This window comes from Arcticibacterium sp. GJ41-1, assembly GCF_055808875.1.
Map to the genome: position 1 here is coordinate 3436139 of NZ_CM147888.1, position 20103 is coordinate 3456241.

The 20103-nt window shown below is 37.4% G+C and carries 15 protein-coding genes and 1 pseudogene; 13 read left to right on the plus strand and 3 right to left on the minus strand.

Translation table 11 applies throughout. The annotated features are described in order from the left end of the window. Positions 1 to 6: 6 nt before the first annotated feature. The 5 genes from lpxA to AC0L6O_RS14295 are packed head-to-tail and all read left to right on the plus strand — an operon-like array spanning position 7 to position 5794. A complete protein-coding gene (gene lpxA / locus AC0L6O_RS14275; RefSeq protein WP_473303279.1) occupies positions 7 to 801 on the plus strand; it encodes an acyl-ACP--UDP-N-acetylglucosamine O-acyltransferase in 795 nt (264 codons plus the stop codon). Between the two features lie 6 nt (positions 802 to 807). Beyond that, positions 808 to 1431, plus strand: coding sequence for an ABC transporter ATP-binding protein (locus AC0L6O_RS14280; RefSeq protein ID WP_473303281.1), 624 nt, complete (start codon positions 808 to 810; stop codon positions 1429 to 1431). Beyond that, positions 1412 to 4918 (plus strand): gliding motility-associated C-terminal domain-containing protein, encoded by a 3507-nt coding sequence (locus tag AC0L6O_RS14285; protein ID WP_473303282.1) that lies wholly within the window; start codon positions 1412 to 1414, stop codon positions 4916 to 4918. The genes AC0L6O_RS14280 and AC0L6O_RS14285 overlap by 20 nt, the downstream gene beginning before the upstream one ends. Continuing rightward, entirely contained in the window at positions 4915 to 5328 is a 414-nt protein-coding gene (locus tag AC0L6O_RS14290) for a DUF6157 family protein (RefSeq protein ID WP_473303283.1), read from the plus strand. Before AC0L6O_RS14285 ends, AC0L6O_RS14290 begins: the two co-directional genes overlap by 4 nt. 13 nt (positions 5329 to 5341) lie before the next feature. Then, the gene (locus AC0L6O_RS14295; RefSeq protein ID WP_473303284.1) at positions 5342 to 5794 is read left to right on the plus strand and encodes a DUF4920 domain-containing protein; all 453 of its coding nucleotides are present in this window, start codon (positions 5342 to 5344) and stop codon (positions 5792 to 5794) included. Positions 5795 to 5881: 87 nt separating this feature from the next. Here the strand turns inward: AC0L6O_RS14295 and AC0L6O_RS14300 are convergent, their stop codons facing one another. The 3 genes from AC0L6O_RS14300 to AC0L6O_RS14310 all read right to left on the minus strand — a co-directional run bounded on the left by AC0L6O_RS14300 (position 5882) and on the right by AC0L6O_RS14310 (position 11776). Beyond that, positions 5882 to 7075 (minus strand): efflux RND transporter periplasmic adaptor subunit, encoded by a 1194-nt coding sequence (locus AC0L6O_RS14300; protein WP_473303286.1) that lies wholly within the window; start codon positions 7073 to 7075, stop codon positions 5882 to 5884. Between the two features lie 4 nt (positions 7076 to 7079). Beyond that, positions 7080 to 11390, minus strand: coding sequence for a CusA/CzcA family heavy metal efflux RND transporter (locus AC0L6O_RS14305; protein WP_473303287.1), 4311 nt, complete (start codon positions 11388 to 11390; stop codon positions 7080 to 7082). A gap of 62 nt (positions 11391 to 11452) precedes the next feature. Beyond that, positions 11453 to 11776: a DUF6660 family protein gene (locus AC0L6O_RS14310; RefSeq protein ID WP_473303289.1), complete on the minus strand. Its 324-nt coding sequence runs from the start codon at positions 11774 to 11776 to the stop codon at positions 11453 to 11455. 234 nt (positions 11777 to 12010) lie between these two features. On the opposite strand from AC0L6O_RS14310, the gene AC0L6O_RS14315 reads away from it, so the two are divergent. The 8 genes and pseudogenes from AC0L6O_RS14315 to AC0L6O_RS14350 form a co-directional block, all read left to right on the plus strand. Further along, complete coding sequence (locus AC0L6O_RS14315) at positions 12011 to 12205, plus strand: YwbE family protein (protein WP_473303291.1); 195 nt, start codon at positions 12011 to 12013, stop codon at positions 12203 to 12205. A gap of 266 nt (positions 12206 to 12471) precedes the next feature. After that, positions 12472 to 13086, plus strand: a complete 615-nt coding sequence (locus tag AC0L6O_RS14320) for a hypothetical protein (RefSeq protein ID WP_473303293.1) — start codon at positions 12472 to 12474, stop codon at positions 13084 to 13086. A gap of 68 nt (positions 13087 to 13154) precedes the next feature. Beyond that, entirely contained in the window at positions 13155 to 13943 is a 789-nt protein-coding gene (locus AC0L6O_RS14325; RefSeq protein WP_473303294.1) for a hypothetical protein, read from the plus strand. 6 nt (positions 13944 to 13949) lie between these two features. Further along, entirely contained in the window at positions 13950 to 16637 is a 2688-nt protein-coding gene (locus AC0L6O_RS14330) for a TonB-dependent receptor (protein WP_473303296.1), read from the plus strand. Beyond that, positions 16634 to 17170 carry a hypothetical protein gene (locus AC0L6O_RS14335; protein WP_473303297.1) on the plus strand — a complete coding sequence of 179 codons (537 nt, stop codon included), beginning with the start codon at positions 16634 to 16636 and terminating at the stop codon, positions 17168 to 17170. Before AC0L6O_RS14330 ends, AC0L6O_RS14335 begins: the two co-directional genes overlap by 4 nt. Then, positions 17167 to 17703 (plus strand): hypothetical protein, encoded by a 537-nt coding sequence (locus AC0L6O_RS14340; protein ID WP_473303299.1) that lies wholly within the window; start codon positions 17167 to 17169, stop codon positions 17701 to 17703. Before AC0L6O_RS14335 ends, AC0L6O_RS14340 begins: the two co-directional genes overlap by 4 nt. A 68-nt stretch (positions 17704 to 17771) precedes the next feature. Further along, complete coding sequence (locus AC0L6O_RS14345) at positions 17772 to 18653, plus strand: S1 family peptidase (RefSeq protein WP_473303301.1); 882 nt, start codon at positions 17772 to 17774, stop codon at positions 18651 to 18653. 73 nt (positions 18654 to 18726) lie between these two features. After that, positions 18727 to 20061, plus strand: a pseudogene (locus tag AC0L6O_RS14350) (sugar porter family MFS transporter); the annotation flags it as partial. Between the last annotated feature and the right edge of the window lie 42 nt (positions 20062 to 20103).

Below are 20103 nucleotides of genomic sequence, written 5' to 3' on the forward strand. Positions count from 1 at the left end.
ATATATATGAATCAGCCACTGGCTTATGTTCATCCTGAAGCAAAAATAGCTCAAAACGTAGTTATAGAACCATTCACATCAATTTCTAAGGACGTTGTAATTGAAGAGGGAACTTGGATAGGACCAAACGTTACTATTATGGAAGGTGCTCGAATTGGTAAAAATTGCAAAATTTTTCCAGGAGCCGTTATTTCAGCCGTTCCACAAGACCTAAAGTTTCAAGGAGAATACACAACTGTTGAGATTGGAGATAACTCCACTATTAGAGAATGTGTTACCATTAATAGAGGTACAGTAGATAAATACAAAACCGTAGTGGGCAAAAACTGCTTGGTGATGGCTTATGTACATATTGCCCATGATTGTATCATTGGAGATAATGTAATATTGGCTAACAGTGTTCAGCTTGCTGGTCATATTACTATCGAAGATTTTGTTTTTATTGGTGGTACCACTGCGGTGCATCAATTTGTCAAAATAGGAGCTCATGCCATGATAGCTGGAGGCTCACTGGTAAGAAAAGACGTTCCTCCTTTCATTAAGGCTGCCAGAGAACCTTTAGGTTTTGGTGGAGTAAACTCCATAGGTCTTAGAAGAAGAAATTACAGCAACGAGAAAATTGCTGAGATTCAGGAAATTTATCGTTTTCTATTCTTAAAAGGCTTAAACATGGCGGATGCCAGAAGAGCTATAGAACTAGAAATGGATGCTACGCCAGAGCGTGATGAAATACTGTTTTTCCTTAAAAGTTCTGAGAGAGGTATCATTAAAAATGGTAATCTTAAATCAGACGATAAGTAAATAGCAGTGGATATCAAGCTTGAAAATATTGGAAAGAAGTTTAGCAATGAATGGATTTTCAAGAACCTGAGCTTTACTTTTAAAGGTGGTAAAAAGTATGCCGTAACCGGCTTTAACGGTTCTGGCAAATCTACCTTACTACAGGTTACATCAGGACTTGTCCCTTCTAATTTAGGTAAGATTCATTACCAAATAAATGGTGAAGTTATCGCAGAAGACACTGTTTATAGGCATGTTTACATCACTGCCCCTTACATTGAATTAATAGAAGAATACACACTTTCTGAAGCAATAGACTTTCATATCAAGTTCAAACCTTTCAAAAGTGGATTGAGCAAAGAAGACTTTCTTGGCTTAATCTACATGGAAAAAGAAGCCCACAAGCTTATTAAGCAATTCTCTTCAGGCATGAAACAGCGATTAAAGCTCGGATTAGCTTTTTGTTCTGAATCTGATGCCATTTTTTTGGATGAGCCTACTACTAATCTTGACGAACAAGGTATTCAATGGTATTTAACTATGGTTTCTAAACTAGAACCAACTAAATTGGTTATTATTTCCTCAAATGATGACAGAGAGTACGGGTTTTGTGATGAAATTTTGGCGGTCAATGATTATAAGGTTAATTAATTTAAAAACTACCCTTTTATTCTGTATTCTCTTTATTTTCTCCTTTGCCTCTTATTCTAATAAACCTTCCGGTCAATATATCTTTATTGAAAATAAGGGTCAATGGCACTCCGACATATTATTTAAAGCAAGCATACCCGGTGGCTTTCTTTTTGTCAAAAACAGCGGCTTAGAATACATATTCTACAATACTGAGCAGCTTGCCTCCATGCACTTTGCAGGTACCAATACCCACAACCTAAAAAAAGCTATTGAAAAAATAGAGGTTCAGCGAGTTTCTCTAGTTTTAAACAATACCAATAAGTCAGCTCGAGCTGAGGTTACAAATCCCGTTTCTCAAAAGTTCAATTATTATTACGGAAATGCCCCTTCAAAATGGGTTTCAAATGCCCAAGCGTTTAATGAAGTGTGGCTAAGAAATATTTACCCAAACATTGATTTTAGACTTTATGGAATTGGAACAGCTTTGAAATACGAATATGTAGTTCATCCCAATGGCAACCCTGATGATATTAACATGGAATATTCAGGGCAAAACGACATAAGTATTGAGAACGGAGAATTGAAATTAAAAACTAGCGTCAATGCATTCAAAGAATTTCAACCTTTTACATTTCAAGAAAAAGCAAACACCAGAGTAGCCGTAGACGCAAAGTTTGTTTTAAACCAAACTGAAATTTCCTTTGACCTTGGTGAGTATGACAAAACGAAGGACTTGATTATTGACCCAGAACTAGTCTTTTCTACCTACAGCGGTTCTTTTGCTGACAACTGGAGTCATACTGCAACTTTTGATGACGAAGGAAATCTATACGCTGGTGGAACCGTTTTTGGAGCTAACTTCGCTGTAACGGACAATGCCATTCAGCCAGTTTTAGGGGGTGCTACCAGTGCTATTGGCGTGATTCGTTCTACAGATATGGTCATTATGAAATACAGCTCTGACGGCTCCGAATTACTGTATTCCACTTTTTTTGGTGGAGAACAGTCTGAGGTACCCCACAGTTTGATATGTAATTCTAAAGGAGAACTCGTGATTTTTGGAACTACCTCCTCCCCTGACTTTCCGGTTTCACCAGATGCCGTGCAAAAAGAGTTTAAAGGCGGAACAGGCCTCAATGGCAGCCCCATAACTACAGGAATTGGCTTTATTTATGGTACAGACCTTTTTGTCTCCGTTTTAAGTTCCGACGGTTCTAAAATGGTAGGCAGTACCTATATGGGCGGAAGCTCAAATGATGGCATACATGATAACAGGGAATTGTCAATAAGAAATTATGGCGACGAGTTTCGGGGAGAAGTTTATGTGGATGAGGCTGACGATATTTATGTAGCTTCTATAACTACTTCCGCAGATTTCCCTATGGCTTTTTCACAAACAAGTTTGTCTTCATTACATGATGGAGTCGTTTTTCAGCTAAACAGAGAGGTTTCTGATTTAAAATGGAGTACCTATATAGGTGGAAGTGCCTACGATGCTGCCTATGCCATAAGGGTAAATAAAGAAAAAGAGGTGTACGTTTTAGGTACTACTCTTAGTGAAGATTTGGGAGGAACACCCAATGCTCTCAACTCTGACTTAAGTGGTAAGGCAGATGCTTTTGTGGCTCTTTATAAAAACAAAGCACTCACAGAGTTGACCTATTTAGGCACGGAAGAAGAAGAGGTGGGCAATCTTCTTGATCTAGACAATGAGGGCAATGTTTATATTTTTGGCTTAACCGAAGGAGCATATCCTATTGAAGGTACAGTTTACAGAAATCCAGAAAGTGGTCAATTCATTCATAGTTTAAATCCTTCTTTATCCAAAACTCGCTTCTCTACCGTTTTTGGTTCGGGAAGGGGAATAGGAAATGTTGATTTAGTGCCAACAGCTTTCCTAGTCAATGACTGTGGAAACATGTATTTGGCTGGTTGGGGAGGTGTAGTCAATTCAAATAATGGCTATAATCAAGAGAGTACTACTTTTGGCTTACCTGTTAGTTCCAGAGCATATCGAAAAGAAACCACTGGCAGCAATTACTACTTTGCCATTTTTGAAGCAAATGCTAAGTCTTTGCTATATGCTACGTACTTTGGCTCTGATGGACCTGAAAACCCTTTTGATGAAAGAGGTGACCACCTAGATGGCGGAACCTGCAGGTTTGACAAAAATGGTGTAATTTATCACTCTGCCTGCGTTTGTAGAACTAGAAATGAAGGATTCGTCGGTTTTCCGACCGATAATGGATTTGAAAAAAATCACAATAATTCCAATTGCAACATGGCAGCATTTAAGTTTGATATAGACGACTTAGCTGCCGTTTTTGACATAGTGGATGGTACTAATATTAATCCTGATGTAGTTTGTGCAGGAACAGAAATTGACCTCCGCAATAATAGTAAAGGAGCCTTGACCTATCAATGGTCTATTAATGGTGAGGTGCTCTCTCGAATTGAAAATGAGAAACACGTTTTTGAAGAAGGGGGTGTTTATGAAATCAAACTAGAAGCATTTAACAGAGTCAGCTGTGCTACTTCCGATTCTCTTATTCGTGAAATTAAAGTGATTTATTATGAAACAGGAATTAGTGCAGATACCACCGTATGTCCACTCTCAATCAACCAGATATTTGCCAGTGGTGGTGAAAGCTATTCATGGTCGCCCAGTGAGTTTCTAGAAAACAGTAATTCCGCCTCACCCATTGCCACTGTTTCTGAGACTACAACGTTTGAAGTAGAAATTACAAATGAGCAATGTACCGTGCGTAAAACGGTGGATTTAATAGTAGAAGACAAAAGTGATTTTCAGGTAGCTCCTGATTTAGAAGTTTGTACTGGTAAAGAAACCAAAATATGGGCAAAGGGATTTGCAGACCATTTTACTTGGAGTCACCCAGACATAGGAGAAATAAGAGACAGCGTTATTTTAGTTCAGCCAAATGAAAGCAGCACTTATACAGTCAAAGCTTTTTATCCAGATGGCTGTGAGTTGACTAATGCCGTGACATTAAAAGTTGACCAAAGCTTCGCTCCTGATTTTGATTATCTTTTAGATTACCATTGCGACCAAAGCTTTGATTTAATTTTCGATAATAAATCACCTCAAGCAAGTAATTTTGTTTGGAACTTGGATAATGAAGATAGCTTAAATGCATTCGCTCCAGTAGCATATACTTTTGCAAATGCCGGCACTTATATGATAAAATTAAAGGCCACCAATGAAATTGGCTGTGCATTACAGATTCAAAAAGAACTCAATATTCCTGAAAATGCAGACTTGATTCCTAATGCTATTTCCCCAAATGGAGATGGTAAAAATGATACATTTGTGATTGCAATTCCTAATGCAAGTTTGAATGTTTATAATAGATGGGGTAAATTAGATTATGAAAATGCCAGCTATGACAATTCTTGGGGAGCAGACGTAGCAACGGGCACCTATTTTTATGAATTGAAACTGCCAAATGGCGAATTATGCAAAGGCTGGATAGAAGTTTTTAAATGATACATTCAACAAACTATTATAACACATTCATAGAAATAGCAGAGGACTGCCCTACGGATACTTCTGAGATTCCTCCTTTAAAGGGAAATAAGAAATCTGTAGCTAGTTTACAGTTTGACATGGTTTATGATAACCCGTATAAATATACCTCTGACCAAGTTTTTTACGCCATTCATGCCTTAAGAAAAGAAATACCCAAAGGCGAACAAGAAGAGCAAAAACTGGTTTTCTTTTCAAAAGGTCAGCCTTGTTTTCGGGCTTCGCCATTGACCAAAAGGTATGGATGGGGACTTCATAGCAATGAAGAAGGTAAAATTGCCCTCTTTGAAAAAGGCTCAAAAAAATACCAAGATTTTGTAAACAATGATTCAGTAATAAAGAAAAAAGCAATGCGTTCTAAAAGGGCGTAAAAATTAAATAGATATGAGAAAATTAGTACTAGTAATAGCATTTTGTAGTTCATTGAGCGTTTTCGCTCAGGACTTTAAAACATACGGAGAGGCATTTGTTAAAACATCGCCTACGGAAGCTGTGGCCTTAAAAAAGCTTGACTTGTCAAATACAGCCAACTTAGAAGTGGAAGGTGAAGTAAACGCAGTTTGTCAAGCGAAAGGCTGCTGGATGACCGTAAATCTAGAAAATGGAGAAACCATGCGTGTGACTTTTAAAGACTACGGGTTCTTTGTACCAAAAAACCTAGCAGGCACTAAAGTGGTGTTTAAAGGTAAGCCAGAAGTTACAGAAACTTCGGTTTCTGAGCTAAGACATTACGCTGCTGATGCAGGCAAAACTAAGGCTGAGATTATGGCTATTACAGAACCAGAAATAGCCCTGACTTTTGTGGCGGACGGTGTTCTAGTTCCTAAGGTGAATTAAAACTTATTCCTGAAATAGCATTTAAAAGAAAGAGACCGCCACATCGACGGTCTCTTTTCTTTGCCTAGTTATTTCGTACCAGTTCCGCTAATGCTCATCCCCTATTTCACCAGCTTTAGACTGAGCTAGCACATAGTAAGCTCCCTTAGTAACTATCTCGGCATTTTCTGGCAGTGGTTCTATAAAACTCACCGCTATACTTCCTTCATTTACAGCACCGGGAACCACAGAGAACCTTTTAAACTCGGCCTTGCCTTCCTCATTTCTGGATGCTACCAGATAAATAAAAGACTCATTACCTTCTTTTAAAACCGCTTCTTCTGGTAGCACTTCTACCGTCATATCATTTAGCCAGATTTTAGCATTGATAAAAAGGTCTTTTAAAAATGGCGGCTTATCTCCATGTAAATGGCCATGAACACGCACGGTTTTAGTTTCTTGGTCAAACTCTTTTCCTATCACGCTCACCTCACCTTCATACTTCTTATTTCCTATGGCAGGTACATAATAGCTTATCTCCTGCCCTACTTTTATAGAAGCTATATCCTTTTCAAAAACGTCTAATTCAAGATGAAGGTGGTCGTCTGCCACTATTTCCATTAATGAAGCTGTGGCATCGGCATACATGCCATTATGCATGTTAATCTTAGTGATATAGCCACTCATTGGAGCTATCAGTGGTATTCTTTGACTGATGCTACTTGGCGTGAGTTTTTCTACAGGAATACCCAAATAGGATAGCTGTTTCCCTAAACTCATAAACTTAGCTTCTAAAACAGCTCTTTCGGCTTCAGCATTTTCTAAGGTTTTAGTGACACCTGCTGCGGCATCAAAGAGAGACTGCTGCCTTTCTTTTTCCTGCTCTTTAAGTTTTAGCTGAGCCTTAGCTTCTAGGTATTCCTGCTGTTTGATAATAAAATCTGGATTCTCTATATAAGCTATCACCACCCCTTTCTTTAGGTAATTTCCCTCCACGTATTTATTATTCCCTTTGATAATTCCAGCCGCTTTCGCCGTAACAGACGAATAAGCATTTGGCGGTAAACCAAGCATACCCGATGCTTTCACAAAACCGTTTACTTTCATACTAGTAAGTCCGCCAGTTTCCAAACCGATGGTTTTCATCTGAATGGCGGTTAAGGCAATACCATGCTGCACAGGCTCCGAAACTTTTTCAAGTTCGGTGTTTAAACCTTCCGTTTCTGTCTCTTTTTTTTCTGTGCTGCAAGCAGTCAAAATAGCACCACTAGCCAGCAATAAATATTTTATATAGTTCGTCATTTTCTTATTGATTTGTAAGGTATTGATAATTGGCAACCGCCTGATTTAAAGCCCAAATTTGCTCTAAGTAAGCCTTTTGGGTGTTTGCAGAAACTTGCAGCGTATTCAAAAGTTCTAAATATGGAAGCTCGCCAGCTTCATAGTTTAATTGGGTCACCCTAATCATTTCTGGATTGAGCGTTTCTAACTGTTCTTTATAGAAAGCCCTTCCCTTTTCGTACACTTGAATAGCTCGCTGAGCAGCATTTATTTCTATTTGTAATTTGAGAGTTTCACTTGAGACATGCTGTTCGGCACGTTTGACAGCTATCTTATTCGCTTCAATTTTCTTCTTGGTAGCCGAGTTAAAAATTGGCAAACTAATTCCTGCCTGTGCCCCACTCAGCCATCCGCCCTGAAAATAGTTTTGTACCGCATAACCTACATGAAAATCAGGTTTCAAACTTGACTTTAACAAGTCGGTTTGCGTTTCCACTATCAAAGCTTCCTGTTTCCTAATTTGAAGTCTTGGAATACTTTCTAAGTCAAAAGTGCTGTATGTCAAAACCTCATTCTCTGTAATAGTCCTTATTGATTCTTCGCTGTTTAACTGAAGCTGTAAGGCCTTTTCCAAATTTTCAATTTCTAACACTGTCTGATTTTGAAGTAAAGTATACTCTGCACTTTTTGCCTTTAAATTTAAAGACTCCATAGGATTTGATGCACCAGCCTCTAACCTTGCATTAGCTACTTTTTGATAGGCTTCATAAATTCTTATTTGGTTGTCATAAAGACCAAGCAGGTTCTTTTTAAACTGAATTTGGTAAAAAAGCACACGCACATTTCTTTTTAAAGAAGCTAGGGTGAGCTCTTTATTCAAAACGTCTTGAGCGGCCAGTTCATCGTACAGTTTATTATTTGCTTTAAATACACTTGGGTTCTGAAAGTTTTGCTTCAGCACCAACTGATTCACTTGCTGACCAAAAGCCTTTTCATTGATGGCATCTGCCTGAAAGTTAAAATCTGTATTACCAGGATTATACTTCAAATGCTGCAAAGACTTACCCTGCTCTATGGCCAAATTTGCCGCTCGTATTTCTGGATGATTTTGAATAACCATATTGATAGCTGCTTCTAAGTCTACTTCTCTTTTTTGAGCCATACTGGCCAAAGAAGTACCCAAAAACAAAACAAGAACCATTGTCAATTTTGAAGGTGAAACCTTTAGTTTTTTATCATTCCATTTCTCTAACCAGAAGTAGAGAATTGGCAAAATAATCAGGGTTAAGAAAGTTGCCGTAATTAAGCCACCAATAACCACCGTGGCTAAAGGACGCTGCACTTCAGCACCGCCAGAAGTAGAAATTGCCATAGGCAAAAAACCAAAAGACGCAACCGCAGCAGTCATCAAAACTGGTCTTAGCCTTACTTTAGTACCTTCTATGATTCTGTCTAAAACGTTGGTCATACCTTCTTTTTTAAGCTGATTAAAGTAACCTAACAGCACTATTCCGTTAAGTACCGCCACACCAAAAAGAGCAATAAAGCCAATGCCTGCAGAAATACTAAAAGGCAAACCTCTTAACTGCAAGGCCCATACGCCACCAATAGCCGACAGGGGAATAGCCGTAAAAATCAACCCCGCCTGAGCCATGGAACCAAACGTAAAATACAAGAGAACAAAAATCATGGCTAGAGCCAAAGGCAAAGCTACCGCAAGTCTGGCATTAGCCTCTTTTAGGTTTTCAAACTGCCCTCCATAAGTAAAATAATAGCCTGACGGCAATTTCAAATTGGCATCTAAACTGCTTTGAATCCTGCCAACTAGTGTTTCTACATCGGTGTCACCTACATTTACGCCAATCACAATTCTTCTATTCGTGTTTTCTCTGGAAATTTGCATCGGTGAATCTTTCAACGAGATACCCGCTACAGCACTTAACGGTATTTGATTTCCATTATCTAGTGTGATAAAGAGATTCAAAACGTCTTCTATACCCGTTCTGTTTTCTTGGTCAAACCTTAACACTAAGTCAAACCTTTTTTCGCCTTCATATATCACACCTGCCTTTTCTCCTGCAAAAGCAGTCCTAATAACCTGATTTACGTTTTTAATAGTGAGACCATACTGTGCCATTTTAGCATAATCATAATCTATAATTATTTGCGGCATACCCACCGTTTGTTCCACATTGACTGTTCCTACTCCTTCTAAATTCGTAATAAGTTTTTCTGCTTCCTTGGCATTGCTGTAAAGCACATCCAGGTCATCTCCAAAGAGTTTTATCGCAATATCGGCCTTGGTACCAGTCATGAGTTCATTAAAACGAAGCTGAATAGGCTGTGAATACTCGTAGGCTACACCCGGAATATCCATCAATGAAGCGTCAATTTTCTCAAACATTTCTTTCCTACTACTAGCCGACGTCCATTCCGATTTTGGTTTCATCACAAGCGTATAATCTCCCACTTCCACGGGCATTGGGTCCGTGGGTATTTCTGAAGAGCCAATGGTCAGCACCACATCTTCTATTTCTGGGAATTCCGTCAATAATTTTGACTGAATAATTTTAGCGGTTTCAACGCTCTGTGTCAATGAGCTACCTGGTGGTAAAATTTGTTGAAGAGCTAAATCACCTTCTTCTAATGTTGGAATAAACTCTCCACCCATTCTAGAGAACATAAACAAACTTCCTAAAAACAAGACTACAGTGAAGCCAACGAAGAGCGTTTTGAAACGTAATGCTAAATCTAAAATTGGAGCATATAGCTTTTGAAAGAAATCTATAATTCTATCTGCCAGTGTTCTTTTGGTACTTACTTGTTTACTCAGAAAAAGTGCCGACATCATAGGCACATAGGTTAGTGAAAGTATTAATGCTCCTGTAATGGCCAGCATGACGGCCTGTGCCATAGGTTTAAACATTTTACCCTCTATACCCACTAAAGCCAAAATAGGTATGTAAACCATTAGAATAATGATTTCGCCAAAGGCGGCTGAGCTTCTTATTTTCTGAGAAGAAGATATTACCTCACTATCCATCTGAGCTTGGGTGAGTCGCTTATTCCCAAAACCAACGTGCAAACGATGGACAATGGACTCCACAATAATAACCGCCCCATCTACTATCAAACCAAAATCAATGGCTCCTAAACTCATCAAATTGGCAGAGATGCCCAGCAAATTCATCATGGAAATAGCGAAAAGCATGGCAAAAGGAATAACAGACGCTACAATAAGCCCAGCTCGCCAGTTTCCTAATAAAATGACCAAGATAAAGATGACTATCAAACCACCTTCAATCAGGTTTTTCTCTACAGTTCCGATGGCGGTACTCACCAATTTATCCCTAACCAAATAAGGTTCTATGATTACTCCTTCAGGCAGCGACTTTTGAATTTGAAGTACACGCTCTTTGACAAGTTCTGTTACTTCGGCAGCATTTGCCCCTTTAAACATCATCACTTTTCCTCCCACCACTTCTTCGCCATCTCTTACCATAGCACCATACCTAAGTGCTTTGCCAAACTGAACTTTGGCTACATCTTTTATCAAAATGGGTATGTGATTCTTTTCAGACAGCACTATGTTGGCTATATCGTCCAAAGAGCCTGCGACACCATTAGTACGGATATAATAAGTACTTTGATTTTTCTCAATATAACCTCCTCCTGTGTTTTCATTACTGCTTTCTAAAGCTTTAAAAACATCAGAAATATTAATGCCCATGGCCTTTAAAAGGTTAGGGTTTACGGCTACTTCATACTGTTTCAAAAAACCTCCGGCCGAGTTTATCTCCGCCACACCAGGAATACCTGAAAGTTGCCTTTTCACTATCCAATCTTGAATACTACGTAACTCTGATAGCGAATACTTCTCTTCAAAACCAGGTTCAGGTATGACCACATATTGATATATTTCTCCTAAACCAGTAGAAATAGGTGCTAATTCTGGTGTACCAAGACTTTCTGGAATGTTTTGCTGAGCCTCTTTTATACTCTCCCCTACTAACTGTCTGGCCAAATAGATGTCATAATCTTCTTCAAAAACCACGGTAATAACAGATAATCCGAATCTTGAGATTGACCGAATTTCTTCTGTGTTTTGAAGATTTTGGAGCGACAGCTCTATAGGTGTGGTTATAAACTGTTCCACCTCTTGTGTAGCCAAAGTAGGCGAAGTGGTAATAATCATCACCTGATTATTAGTGATGTCTGGTACGGCATCAATGGGGATTTGGCGAATGGAGTAAACACCCCAAACACTCAGGGCAAGCATAAACAGCCCTATTACAAACTTATTCTGAACCGAATAAGCAATTATCTTATCGAACATAAATGTGATTAATTATAAAAATCCTAAAAAGAAATGTTTGGGCGTAGTGAGCCCATGATACTTTAGGACTGGGTCGGCGGATGCCAAACACCAACAGAGAAATCGCCGGTGTAATTAAAAGAATAATGAAAGCTATAAGAATACGTGGTAAACTCCCAAAGCTTATGGGGCACCAAACTTAAATCAAAGGCAAATGAAGAGCCGCAGCATTGACAAAGACAAAAAGGACTACAATCATCTTCTTCACCATCCTGATGTTGATGTGTTCTGTCCACTAGCCTAGCTCCTTCCACATTACCTTTTACAGATAGTAGAAAGTCGTCTCCGCATGGCATAATAGCCATTAAAAGCACCGAAATAGACAATATGAAAGTGGTTAGCCTCATTTATGCAGTAAAAGTAAATTAAAAAACTTTGCAACAGGTTTGCAAAGCCATTTTGATTTATAAATTAGAATTAGTCTTACTAAGTCATTTATCATAGAGCTACATAATTTTCTAAATCCAGACCCTTATTTTTAATAAAAACCATGGCACTGGGTGTTTTAAGATTATTACTTTTGAGTAAATAAACGAGTTTAAACTTATCAAAGTAGGTACTCCTACCTCAACAAAAAACTAATGGAAGGTCAAATAAGAAGCAATATAACTGTTGGAAGCGAAGTAGATATAGTTCAAAAACACCATCAAAGAACCGGCGAACTCACAACTGGTTTTGTAGAAAGACTTCTAACAAAAGCCCCTAAACACACACATGGTATAAAAGTATTGCTAGAAACTGGTGAAGTGGGTAGGGTTAAGAAGGTATATTCATGATATTTTGGCATAAAACCAATTAAACCTTCGTATATACAATAAATATACCACGTTTGTATAGCGAAAACACTCATTAGTACCTGAATTCTGTCTATCATCTAGCACTTTCCGTAGACGAACCTTTACTAATATACGTACACAATACCCTGTAAATAAAGTACTTATGAAAATACGAAATTCTTCAAATCCCCCAATTGAAAGCTGATTGGGCATATAAATTGTACCTGATTTAGTAGTCTATATTTCGAATCTAAAAAAATATAAAAATGAAAAAGACACTATTATCAGCACTATCTATAATGCTCCTTGGCACTGTTAGCCAAAAAGCATTTGCCCAGGCAGACTCAGATATAGCGAGTCATAACGTGGGTTTTGTAATTCCAGAAGTAGCCCTTCTAAGTTTAGAAAGAAATGTAAGCACGGATATTTCTCTTTCTCCTAGCTCTCCCACCTCTGCCGGAGACGCCTTGGACTTTAGCAGTATCAGTAATGATGAGGTATGGTTAAATTATTCTTCTATTGTAGGCGAAGTTGCAGATTTGGAAAATGTGGGTAGCTTTTTAACCACTTCCCGAAAAGTAACAGTAAAAGCATCTGCCGCTCTTGCTACTTTTCCAGCAGATCTTAAGGTAACAGCTGGAGCATGTAACACTGGAGATGGAACTTTAGGAACGCCTGTAAGTGGTGGTGTCACGCTTTCTCTACTAGACCAAAACTTGATTACGGGAATTGGCTCAGCATATACAGATGATGGTGTAGACAAAGGACATCAACTTACTTACACTGCTACTCAAAAAACGGGTAGTACCTACGCTGCTTTGAGATATGGAACGGAAACCGTTGTAGTAACTTATACATTATCTGACGATACTATTCTTTAATTATTCCAATTGAGCCTTCTTTCTAAGTAGCTACAAAGAAAGAAGGTTTATTTTTTCCTAATAGTCTTATGAAAAAACAACTTTTCCTAATAGCTGCATTTCTACTTCTAACACTTACATACAGTGAAGCAGCGGTAATTATAAAAAATGGTCTTACACATTTACATTATATTAATAGTACGGGCATACAAAAAGGCTCTATTATCATAGCTAATACTGGTAATAAAGTACAGCGTGTTAAAATCTATTTTAATGATTTATCAATAGAGTGTACTGGAACTGTTAATTATACAGAACCAGGTGAAAACTTTGGTTCGCTATACCCTTACATAAAAGTGGATAATAGAGACATTACTCTGGATGCTCATCAAGAATATGAAATCATTTATGAAATAGACGTTTCTAAAAAAAATGTACAGGCCGGCTCATTGTGGTCACTAATCATGGTGGAAGTGGAAGAGCCTATTGCCATTGATAAAAAAACACCTGGGCTTGAGATTGGCTCTAAAATAAGGTACGCCATTCAAATTATTGGAAACGTGGGAATTAGTAACTCAAATGGATTAAAATTCACTAATATAAAACTTGGGAAAGATGAAAATCAGAATAGAGTAGTAAAGGTTACTTTGAGCAACGATGGAGACTTTTTAGTTTTCCCAAAAATGGAGTTGCAGGTTTTTGATGAAAATGGAAATGAAGCAAAAAAGGTCAATATTTCACCTAGAAATGTTTACCCAAGAAATTGCCAAACGGTAAGCATAGATCTGAACAGTTTACCTAAGGGGAATTACAAGGCGGTATTATTCGCAGAATTTGAAGACGAAGCTATTGGCGTCAATCTTGATTTAGAACTATAATTCTAATTGAAAACACAACTTAAAATATTACTCCTATTTCTTTTGAATGTTCCAGTATTGGGACAAAAGATCCATGTATTAAATGGAAACAATAAAATTGCAGAAATAGAAAATTTTACTAAAAAGGTGTTTTTCGTAAAAATCACGGATGTTGCAAAAGACTATAATAATGTTTCTATAAAAATTGATGTTCCGCCTGGTTTTAAAATTATCACTAAATCAAACCCAACATCTTTGACCGAAGGTGTTGATAATCAATTCTTTTTTGCTCTACAAAATGATGATACTGCCGAGAGTGCTATTTACGAATTTGGCATTTATTTATTAGACAAAAGCACAATTATAGCTAGTACTAAGGCATCCTTAAAACTGTTGAAATATTCAAATGTTGAAATCTTCACTGTAAACAAACCTGAATACGTAGATGCAGCTATAAAGAAAGGTATATCTTACGTCTTAAAAAACAATGGTAACACTCAGGAAACAATATGGCTAAAAAGCCGAAGCGGTGATATCCAAGGAGAGAGAAATTTCAAATTGGGCGTAGGTGAAAGCAAAACTGTTTTAGTTTCCAATACTTTGCCCGTTTCTACAAATGGCCTTAAATACCTATCCTTTGACCTAAGTGCTTATCTAGGTCAAAATCCAATTCCAAAGACCTCATCCTTTAGTGTTCCTTACCTTATAAATACCAACAAAAGGAATGACCCTTTTTTAAGATTCCCCATAACAGCGAGTATTCTTTATAATCAGTTTTCCACCTCGTCTAAGAAATTTGGTCAAATGTCTTATGATATAAATGGAAACGGATTTCTAGACCAAAAACGAAAGCATCGACTTGAATTCATTGCACGAGGACCTAACAATTATAAGCTAACGAGCTATGGACTAACAGACCAATATTATGTGAGTTATAATAATGATAAATTCAAAATTCAACTTGGTGACCAATCTTTTAACCTCTCATTACTAACAGAGAATTCAAGATTTGGAAGAGGAATTAATGTATCCCAAAAATTTGGTAAAACAGAACTAAAAACCTTTTATCTAGAACCCCGCTTTTACGCCAGTACTAAAAAAGAATATGGATTAGCGTTAAAAAGAGAGTTTAATCCTGCTTACAACCTGAGTGCTCTCTTTTTAAGAAAAGAACACATATACTTTAATGAAAACTTAAATACAGATTTTTATAACCTTAAGAGCCAGATAGTAAAGGAAAACTTCACATTAGATACCGAAGGTAGCATTTCTGTAACTGCGGGTAACCTTTCTTATGGTTTCCAAAATTCAGGATACTTAAGGCTGAACAGACTTGTACTTAGCTCTACATTTATAAGAGCTGAAAAAAAATATTATGGTTTTTACAATGACGGTTACTTAACATCCAATGCCATAAACTACCAATTTTCAAAAAAACTGGGAATCTCTTTCACCAAGTCTATTAATCAAACCAACCCTAGCTTAGATAGCATATTATTTACTACGTCACCCTATTCTGATAATAACATTGCCTTAATTTCTTATAGCATTAATAAAAATAATAGCGTAAACCTCTTTGGTATAATAACAGAACGAGAAGACAGACAAAATTTAAAGTCTTACCACTTTAAAGAACAGATAATAAGACTACGATATAAAAGCAATATTAAAAATTTAAACCTGCGTTTTGATGGTGACATAGGAGAGACTCAAAACCAACTATTGACCACTGATGACAGCAAAATTTACGACGCACTGTACAGAGGTAGCTTAAGTCTTGACTATAATTTAAAAAACACCTTGACCATTGGAGGATTTGCTGAATATTTAAGTACTACCAAGTATCAAACGAGCTCTAATAATGAAAGTCAATATATTTATTATGGTGGTAATGTGTCCTATAACTTTAGAAACTACATTAACTTCCGATTAAATTATAGGAATAATTACAATTTGGAAGAATTATACACTAGTCGAGATTTACTTAATGCAAGGCTAAAATTTAACTTTAAAAATCAATCGCTAGCTATAACGGGAATTTACAGTTTAAACTCAGCCTTCAATTTTAATAAAAACCTTCTAGTATCAGCCAAATATACAATTCGGCTAAATACGCCAATCTCAAAAAAGAAAGGATTAGGAAGTCTGATAGGACAAATTCATGGAGATAGAAAAGAAGGTGTAGTATTTAATTTTAATGGTCAGAAAGTAGTTACAGATAGAAATGGTGAATTCAAATTAAATGATGTAGTAGCTGGGCTGTATAACCTAGCTCTAGATAAATCATCAATGGGTTTAAGTAACACCATTGACACCAAGTGGCCTTTAATAGTAGAGGTACTTCCAGACACTACCAAAAGACTAGTGATGAAGTCAATTAAAACAGGTCAATTATCTGGTTCTATTGTCCTTAAAGACGAGAACAGCACAAAAAAAATAAACCTAGAAAATGTCCTCATTGAACTTTATAACGACCATTTCTCAAAACTTACTACAACAGACGCAAAAGGTAACTTTCATTTTGCTCGCCTCAAAGAAGAAGAATATGCGATAAGGATTATCTCAAAACAGATAAGCCGAAACTTTAGCATTAAAAATCATACATCCACCGTAGCTGTAAAAATTGGAGAAGATGCGGCCTACACATTTCAATTGGCTGAAAAAAAGAAGAAAATTCGATTCCAAGAAGGGACAATATTGCTTTCAGAAATATGAAAAAGTTAATAATTATATACCTATTTCTGTTAAATCAGAATATTGGATTTACCCAAGGTCAATTTTCAGGGCAATTTGCATTACCTGAAATAGCCCTTATACGAATAGAGCCAGATAATTCTGATGTTACCCTCAGCCTTGACCTACCTGGTGAGGCTGGTACTATGAATTTATCCAAAGTACTACCTACGGCCAAAAGAATAATTTATACTTCAGCTTTACCACTACTTGCTACTAGAAAAATAACTGCCGAAAAAACTTATGGAACCATTCCCGCCGGCACAAAATTCTACTTAGTGGTATATAATAGTAGCACAGGAAGTGGGGCATTAGGAACTGGTTCAGGAGAAATTGAAATTCCAGAGACTGGCCAGGTTGACATAATTTCAAATATTGGTTCATCCTTTACAGGCACTGGCTCTGAGGCTGGACATGCAATTGATTATAAACTAGAAGTAACCAATATGGCCTCATTAAAATCTAGCAATTCAGAAAATATAGGTATCACTTTTACTATAATTGAAAACCTATGAAGAAAGTTAAATTCCTACTAATTTCCTTCTTAAATGTAGCATTTTTCAATACAGAAGCTCAGATTACAGTAACTGGAAATGACTGGGTTCCAATTATTGATGCTAGTGTAGTGACCGAAGCAGGCACTGACTATGCTACTGGTTATAGTATTGAAAGCGATGTTGCTCAAAGTGAGATAGACGCTAGCCCTTTGCTTGGAGGAATAGTACCTCTGTTTAATTGGCGTGTTAACGTAAGTATGACTTCCATTGCTAACTGGCATAATGATTTAAAATTATCTGTTAGACGTTCTGGTGACGGTACAGGTACGGCTATAATTCAAAAGGTAGGGATTGTCAATATCACGCTGGCCTCAGCTAGTATAAATGGAGGCCAAAACTACCAAAATGTCACCCTAGCTCCTACAACTTTTTTTACTGGCTCAGCAAGTTACCAAGATGTCCCTATTCAATATAAAATAAGTGGCTTAAGCGTCTTAATTCCGACTAAAACTTATTCGACCGAAGTGCTTTATACTTTCATCGGTCTTTAAGAAAACACTCTTTTAACAACATTTGAATTTGAACTACTTATATTCCCAAAAATATAAACACATTTCCTATGTTCATTAATGCCATAGAAACTGCTTCTGGATTTACTAGAGCCCTGCATACCATTGTAAGAAACTATGGTTCTGATAAAATTATCCCTGGTGCTGCTACCTTATTTTTTGTGAATGATGAGGGCTATGCACTTACCTGCAAACATGTGGCAGATGTTTTGATAAATGCCAATAATGTAAATCAAACCTATAAAAAGTACAAGGGCGAACTAGCTCAAAGCCCTACCTCAAGAGGCCTTCAAAACGAACTTCAAAAGAAATTTGGTTACCACACCAAAAGCCTGATTGATTTCAAAACCAAGTTTATCAATTGTGCGGATAACATTCAAAACTTAACCATTCATACTCATTCAGAGCACGACTTAGCCATTTTGAAGTTCAATGGTTTTTCAAAGCTCAACGTAAACACATTCCCTGTTTTCAAAAAAACATCTGAAGATATAAAGCAGGGCAAAAGCCTTTGCCGCTTAGGCTACCCCTTTCCTGAATTTTCAAATTTCAGATTTAATAAAACAAAGGATGAAATAGAGTGGACAAAGAAAGGCGTTAGTAAGTCCCCCCAATTTCCTATTGATGGCATGGTAACCCGTTTTATAGGAGATAATAAGGGCGAAATAGCAGGTATTGAACTCAGCACACCTGGCCTTAGAGGGCAAAGCGGTGGCCCTTTATTTGACCAAAACGGGACAATTTACGGCATGCAGTCTCGTACCAAACATTTGCACCTTGGTTTTGACCTCGAAAACAAGCCCATCCAAGTAGATGGAGAAGACAAATTGGTAAACAATTATTCTTTTCTTCATTTAGGAGAATGCGTTCATGTCAATGTCATAAAAGACTTCCTTCGTCTACATAAGGTGAGTTTTCTGGAAGCTGATTAAGGTTTAAATACTATATTAGTGCTATTAAAAACCTCTCTCCTATTTGTGAGAGTCTAATTTTTTAACCCTACTTCTATCAATAATGAATTCTAACAAACTCTTTTACTGGTCCATAACCGTGGCCATGGCTGGTTTCCTTTTTGGTTTTGACACCGTAGTAATTTCTGGAGCCGACCAATCTTTACAAGAACTTTGGAACAAAGGAGACATTTTTCATGGCTTTGTAATTATCTCATCAGCACTGTGGGGAACCGTAATAGGAGCCATCTTTGGTGGCATTCCTACTGAAAAACTAGGTAGAAAACAGACATTGATTCTTATCGGAGTCTTTTTTTTAGTCTCCGCTTTAGGCTCAGCTTTTGCTACAGACCCTTGGGTATTTGCAGCTTTTAGACTAATTGGTGGTTTAGGAGTAGGAGCTTCTACCGTAGCAGCCCCAACCTATATTGCAGAAATAGCACCTGCAAAGAAAAGAGGAAAACTGGTTGCTCTTTACCAGTTCAATATCGTTTTTGGAATCATGGTGGCCTACTTATCAAACTTCCTACTTAGCGGCATTGAGCATGAAGCATGGCGATGGATGATAGGTATAGAAGCAGTTCCCGCTCTTATTTATTCTCTTTTAGTTTTTGGTGTCCCAAAGAGCCCTAGATGGCTAATTAGCCATAAAAATGATGAGGCCGCAGCCGCAGAGATACTTAGAGTCACTTTAACTGAAGAAGAAACCACAGCACAAATAAAAGCTATAAAAGACGACATGGCTTCGTCTTCAAAATCGGAAAGCATTTATGGTTCAAAATACCGTTTCCCATTAATACTGGCCTTCCTGATGGCTTTTTTCAATCAGTTCTCTGGTATTAACGCCTTCTTATACTTTGCCCCAAGAATTTTTGAATTAGCTGGTTTAGGTGAAGATTCAGCACTTTTAAGCAGTGTAGGAATAGGTGTTGTCAATATTATTTTCACTTACCTTGGTTTATCCCTTATTGATAAATCAGGTAGAAGACAACTCATGTATTGGGGTTCTTTTGGCTATATTATTTCCCTTTCTTTAGTTGCCATAGCCTTTATGCAAGGTTGGCAAGGACTTTCTATTCCTATATTCTTTTTCCTTTTCATTGCCGCTCATGGTATTGGTCAAGGAACCGTTATTTGGGTATTTATTGCGGAAATTTTCCCTAACCATTTGAGAGCAGATGGACAAGCTTTTGGAAGTAGTGTTCACTGGATTTTGGCGGCAGCCATACCTTCCATGATTCCATTTTTATTCGGGAGTATTGGAGCATCAGCTGTGTTCTTTATTTTCACTTTCATGATGATATTACAGCTTCTCTTTGTTTGGAAAATGATGCCTGAAACCAAAGGTATTTCTTTAGAGGAATTGCAAAAGAAACTAGTAAAAAAGTAAGCATTGAAAGGGCTGCTCACACTGTTAGTTGGTCTATGTCTA

Excerpts from the sequence above, each read along its gene's own strand:
- lpxA (WP_473303279.1), top strand. The coding sequence starts at position 7 with ATGAATCAGCCACTGGCTTATGTTCATCCTGAAGCAAAAATAGCTCAA.
- AC0L6O_RS14285 (WP_473303282.1), top strand. The coding sequence starts at position 1,412 with ATGATTATAAGGTTAATTAATTTAAAAACTACCCTTTTATTCTGTATT.
- AC0L6O_RS14290 (WP_473303283.1), top strand. The coding sequence starts at position 4,915 with ATGATACATTCAACAAACTATTATAACACATTCATAGAAATAGCAGAG.
- AC0L6O_RS14295 (WP_473303284.1), top strand. The coding sequence starts at position 5,342 with ATGAGAAAATTAGTACTAGTAATAGCATTTTGTAGTTCATTGAGCGTT.
- AC0L6O_RS14300 (WP_473303286.1), bottom strand. The coding sequence starts at position 7,075 with ATGACGAACTATATAAAATATTTATTGCTGGCTAGTGGTGCTATTTTG.
- AC0L6O_RS14305 (WP_473303287.1), bottom strand. The coding sequence starts at position 11,390 with ATGTTCGATAAGATAATTGCTTATTCGGTTCAGAATAAGTTTGTAATA.
- AC0L6O_RS14310 (WP_473303289.1), bottom strand. The coding sequence starts at position 11,776 with ATGAGGCTAACCACTTTCATATTGTCTATTTCGGTGCTTTTAATGGCT.
- AC0L6O_RS14315 (WP_473303291.1), top strand. The coding sequence starts at position 12,011 with ATGGAAGGTCAAATAAGAAGCAATATAACTGTTGGAAGCGAAGTAGAT.
- AC0L6O_RS14320 (WP_473303293.1), top strand. The coding sequence starts at position 12,472 with ATGAAAAAGACACTATTATCAGCACTATCTATAATGCTCCTTGGCACT.
- AC0L6O_RS14325 (WP_473303294.1), top strand. The coding sequence starts at position 13,155 with ATGAAAAAACAACTTTTCCTAATAGCTGCATTTCTACTTCTAACACTT.
- AC0L6O_RS14335 (WP_473303297.1), top strand. The coding sequence starts at position 16,634 with ATGAAAAAGTTAATAATTATATACCTATTTCTGTTAAATCAGAATATT.
- AC0L6O_RS14340 (WP_473303299.1), top strand. The coding sequence starts at position 17,167 with ATGAAGAAAGTTAAATTCCTACTAATTTCCTTCTTAAATGTAGCATTT.
- AC0L6O_RS14345 (WP_473303301.1), top strand. The coding sequence starts at position 17,772 with ATGTTCATTAATGCCATAGAAACTGCTTCTGGATTTACTAGAGCCCTG.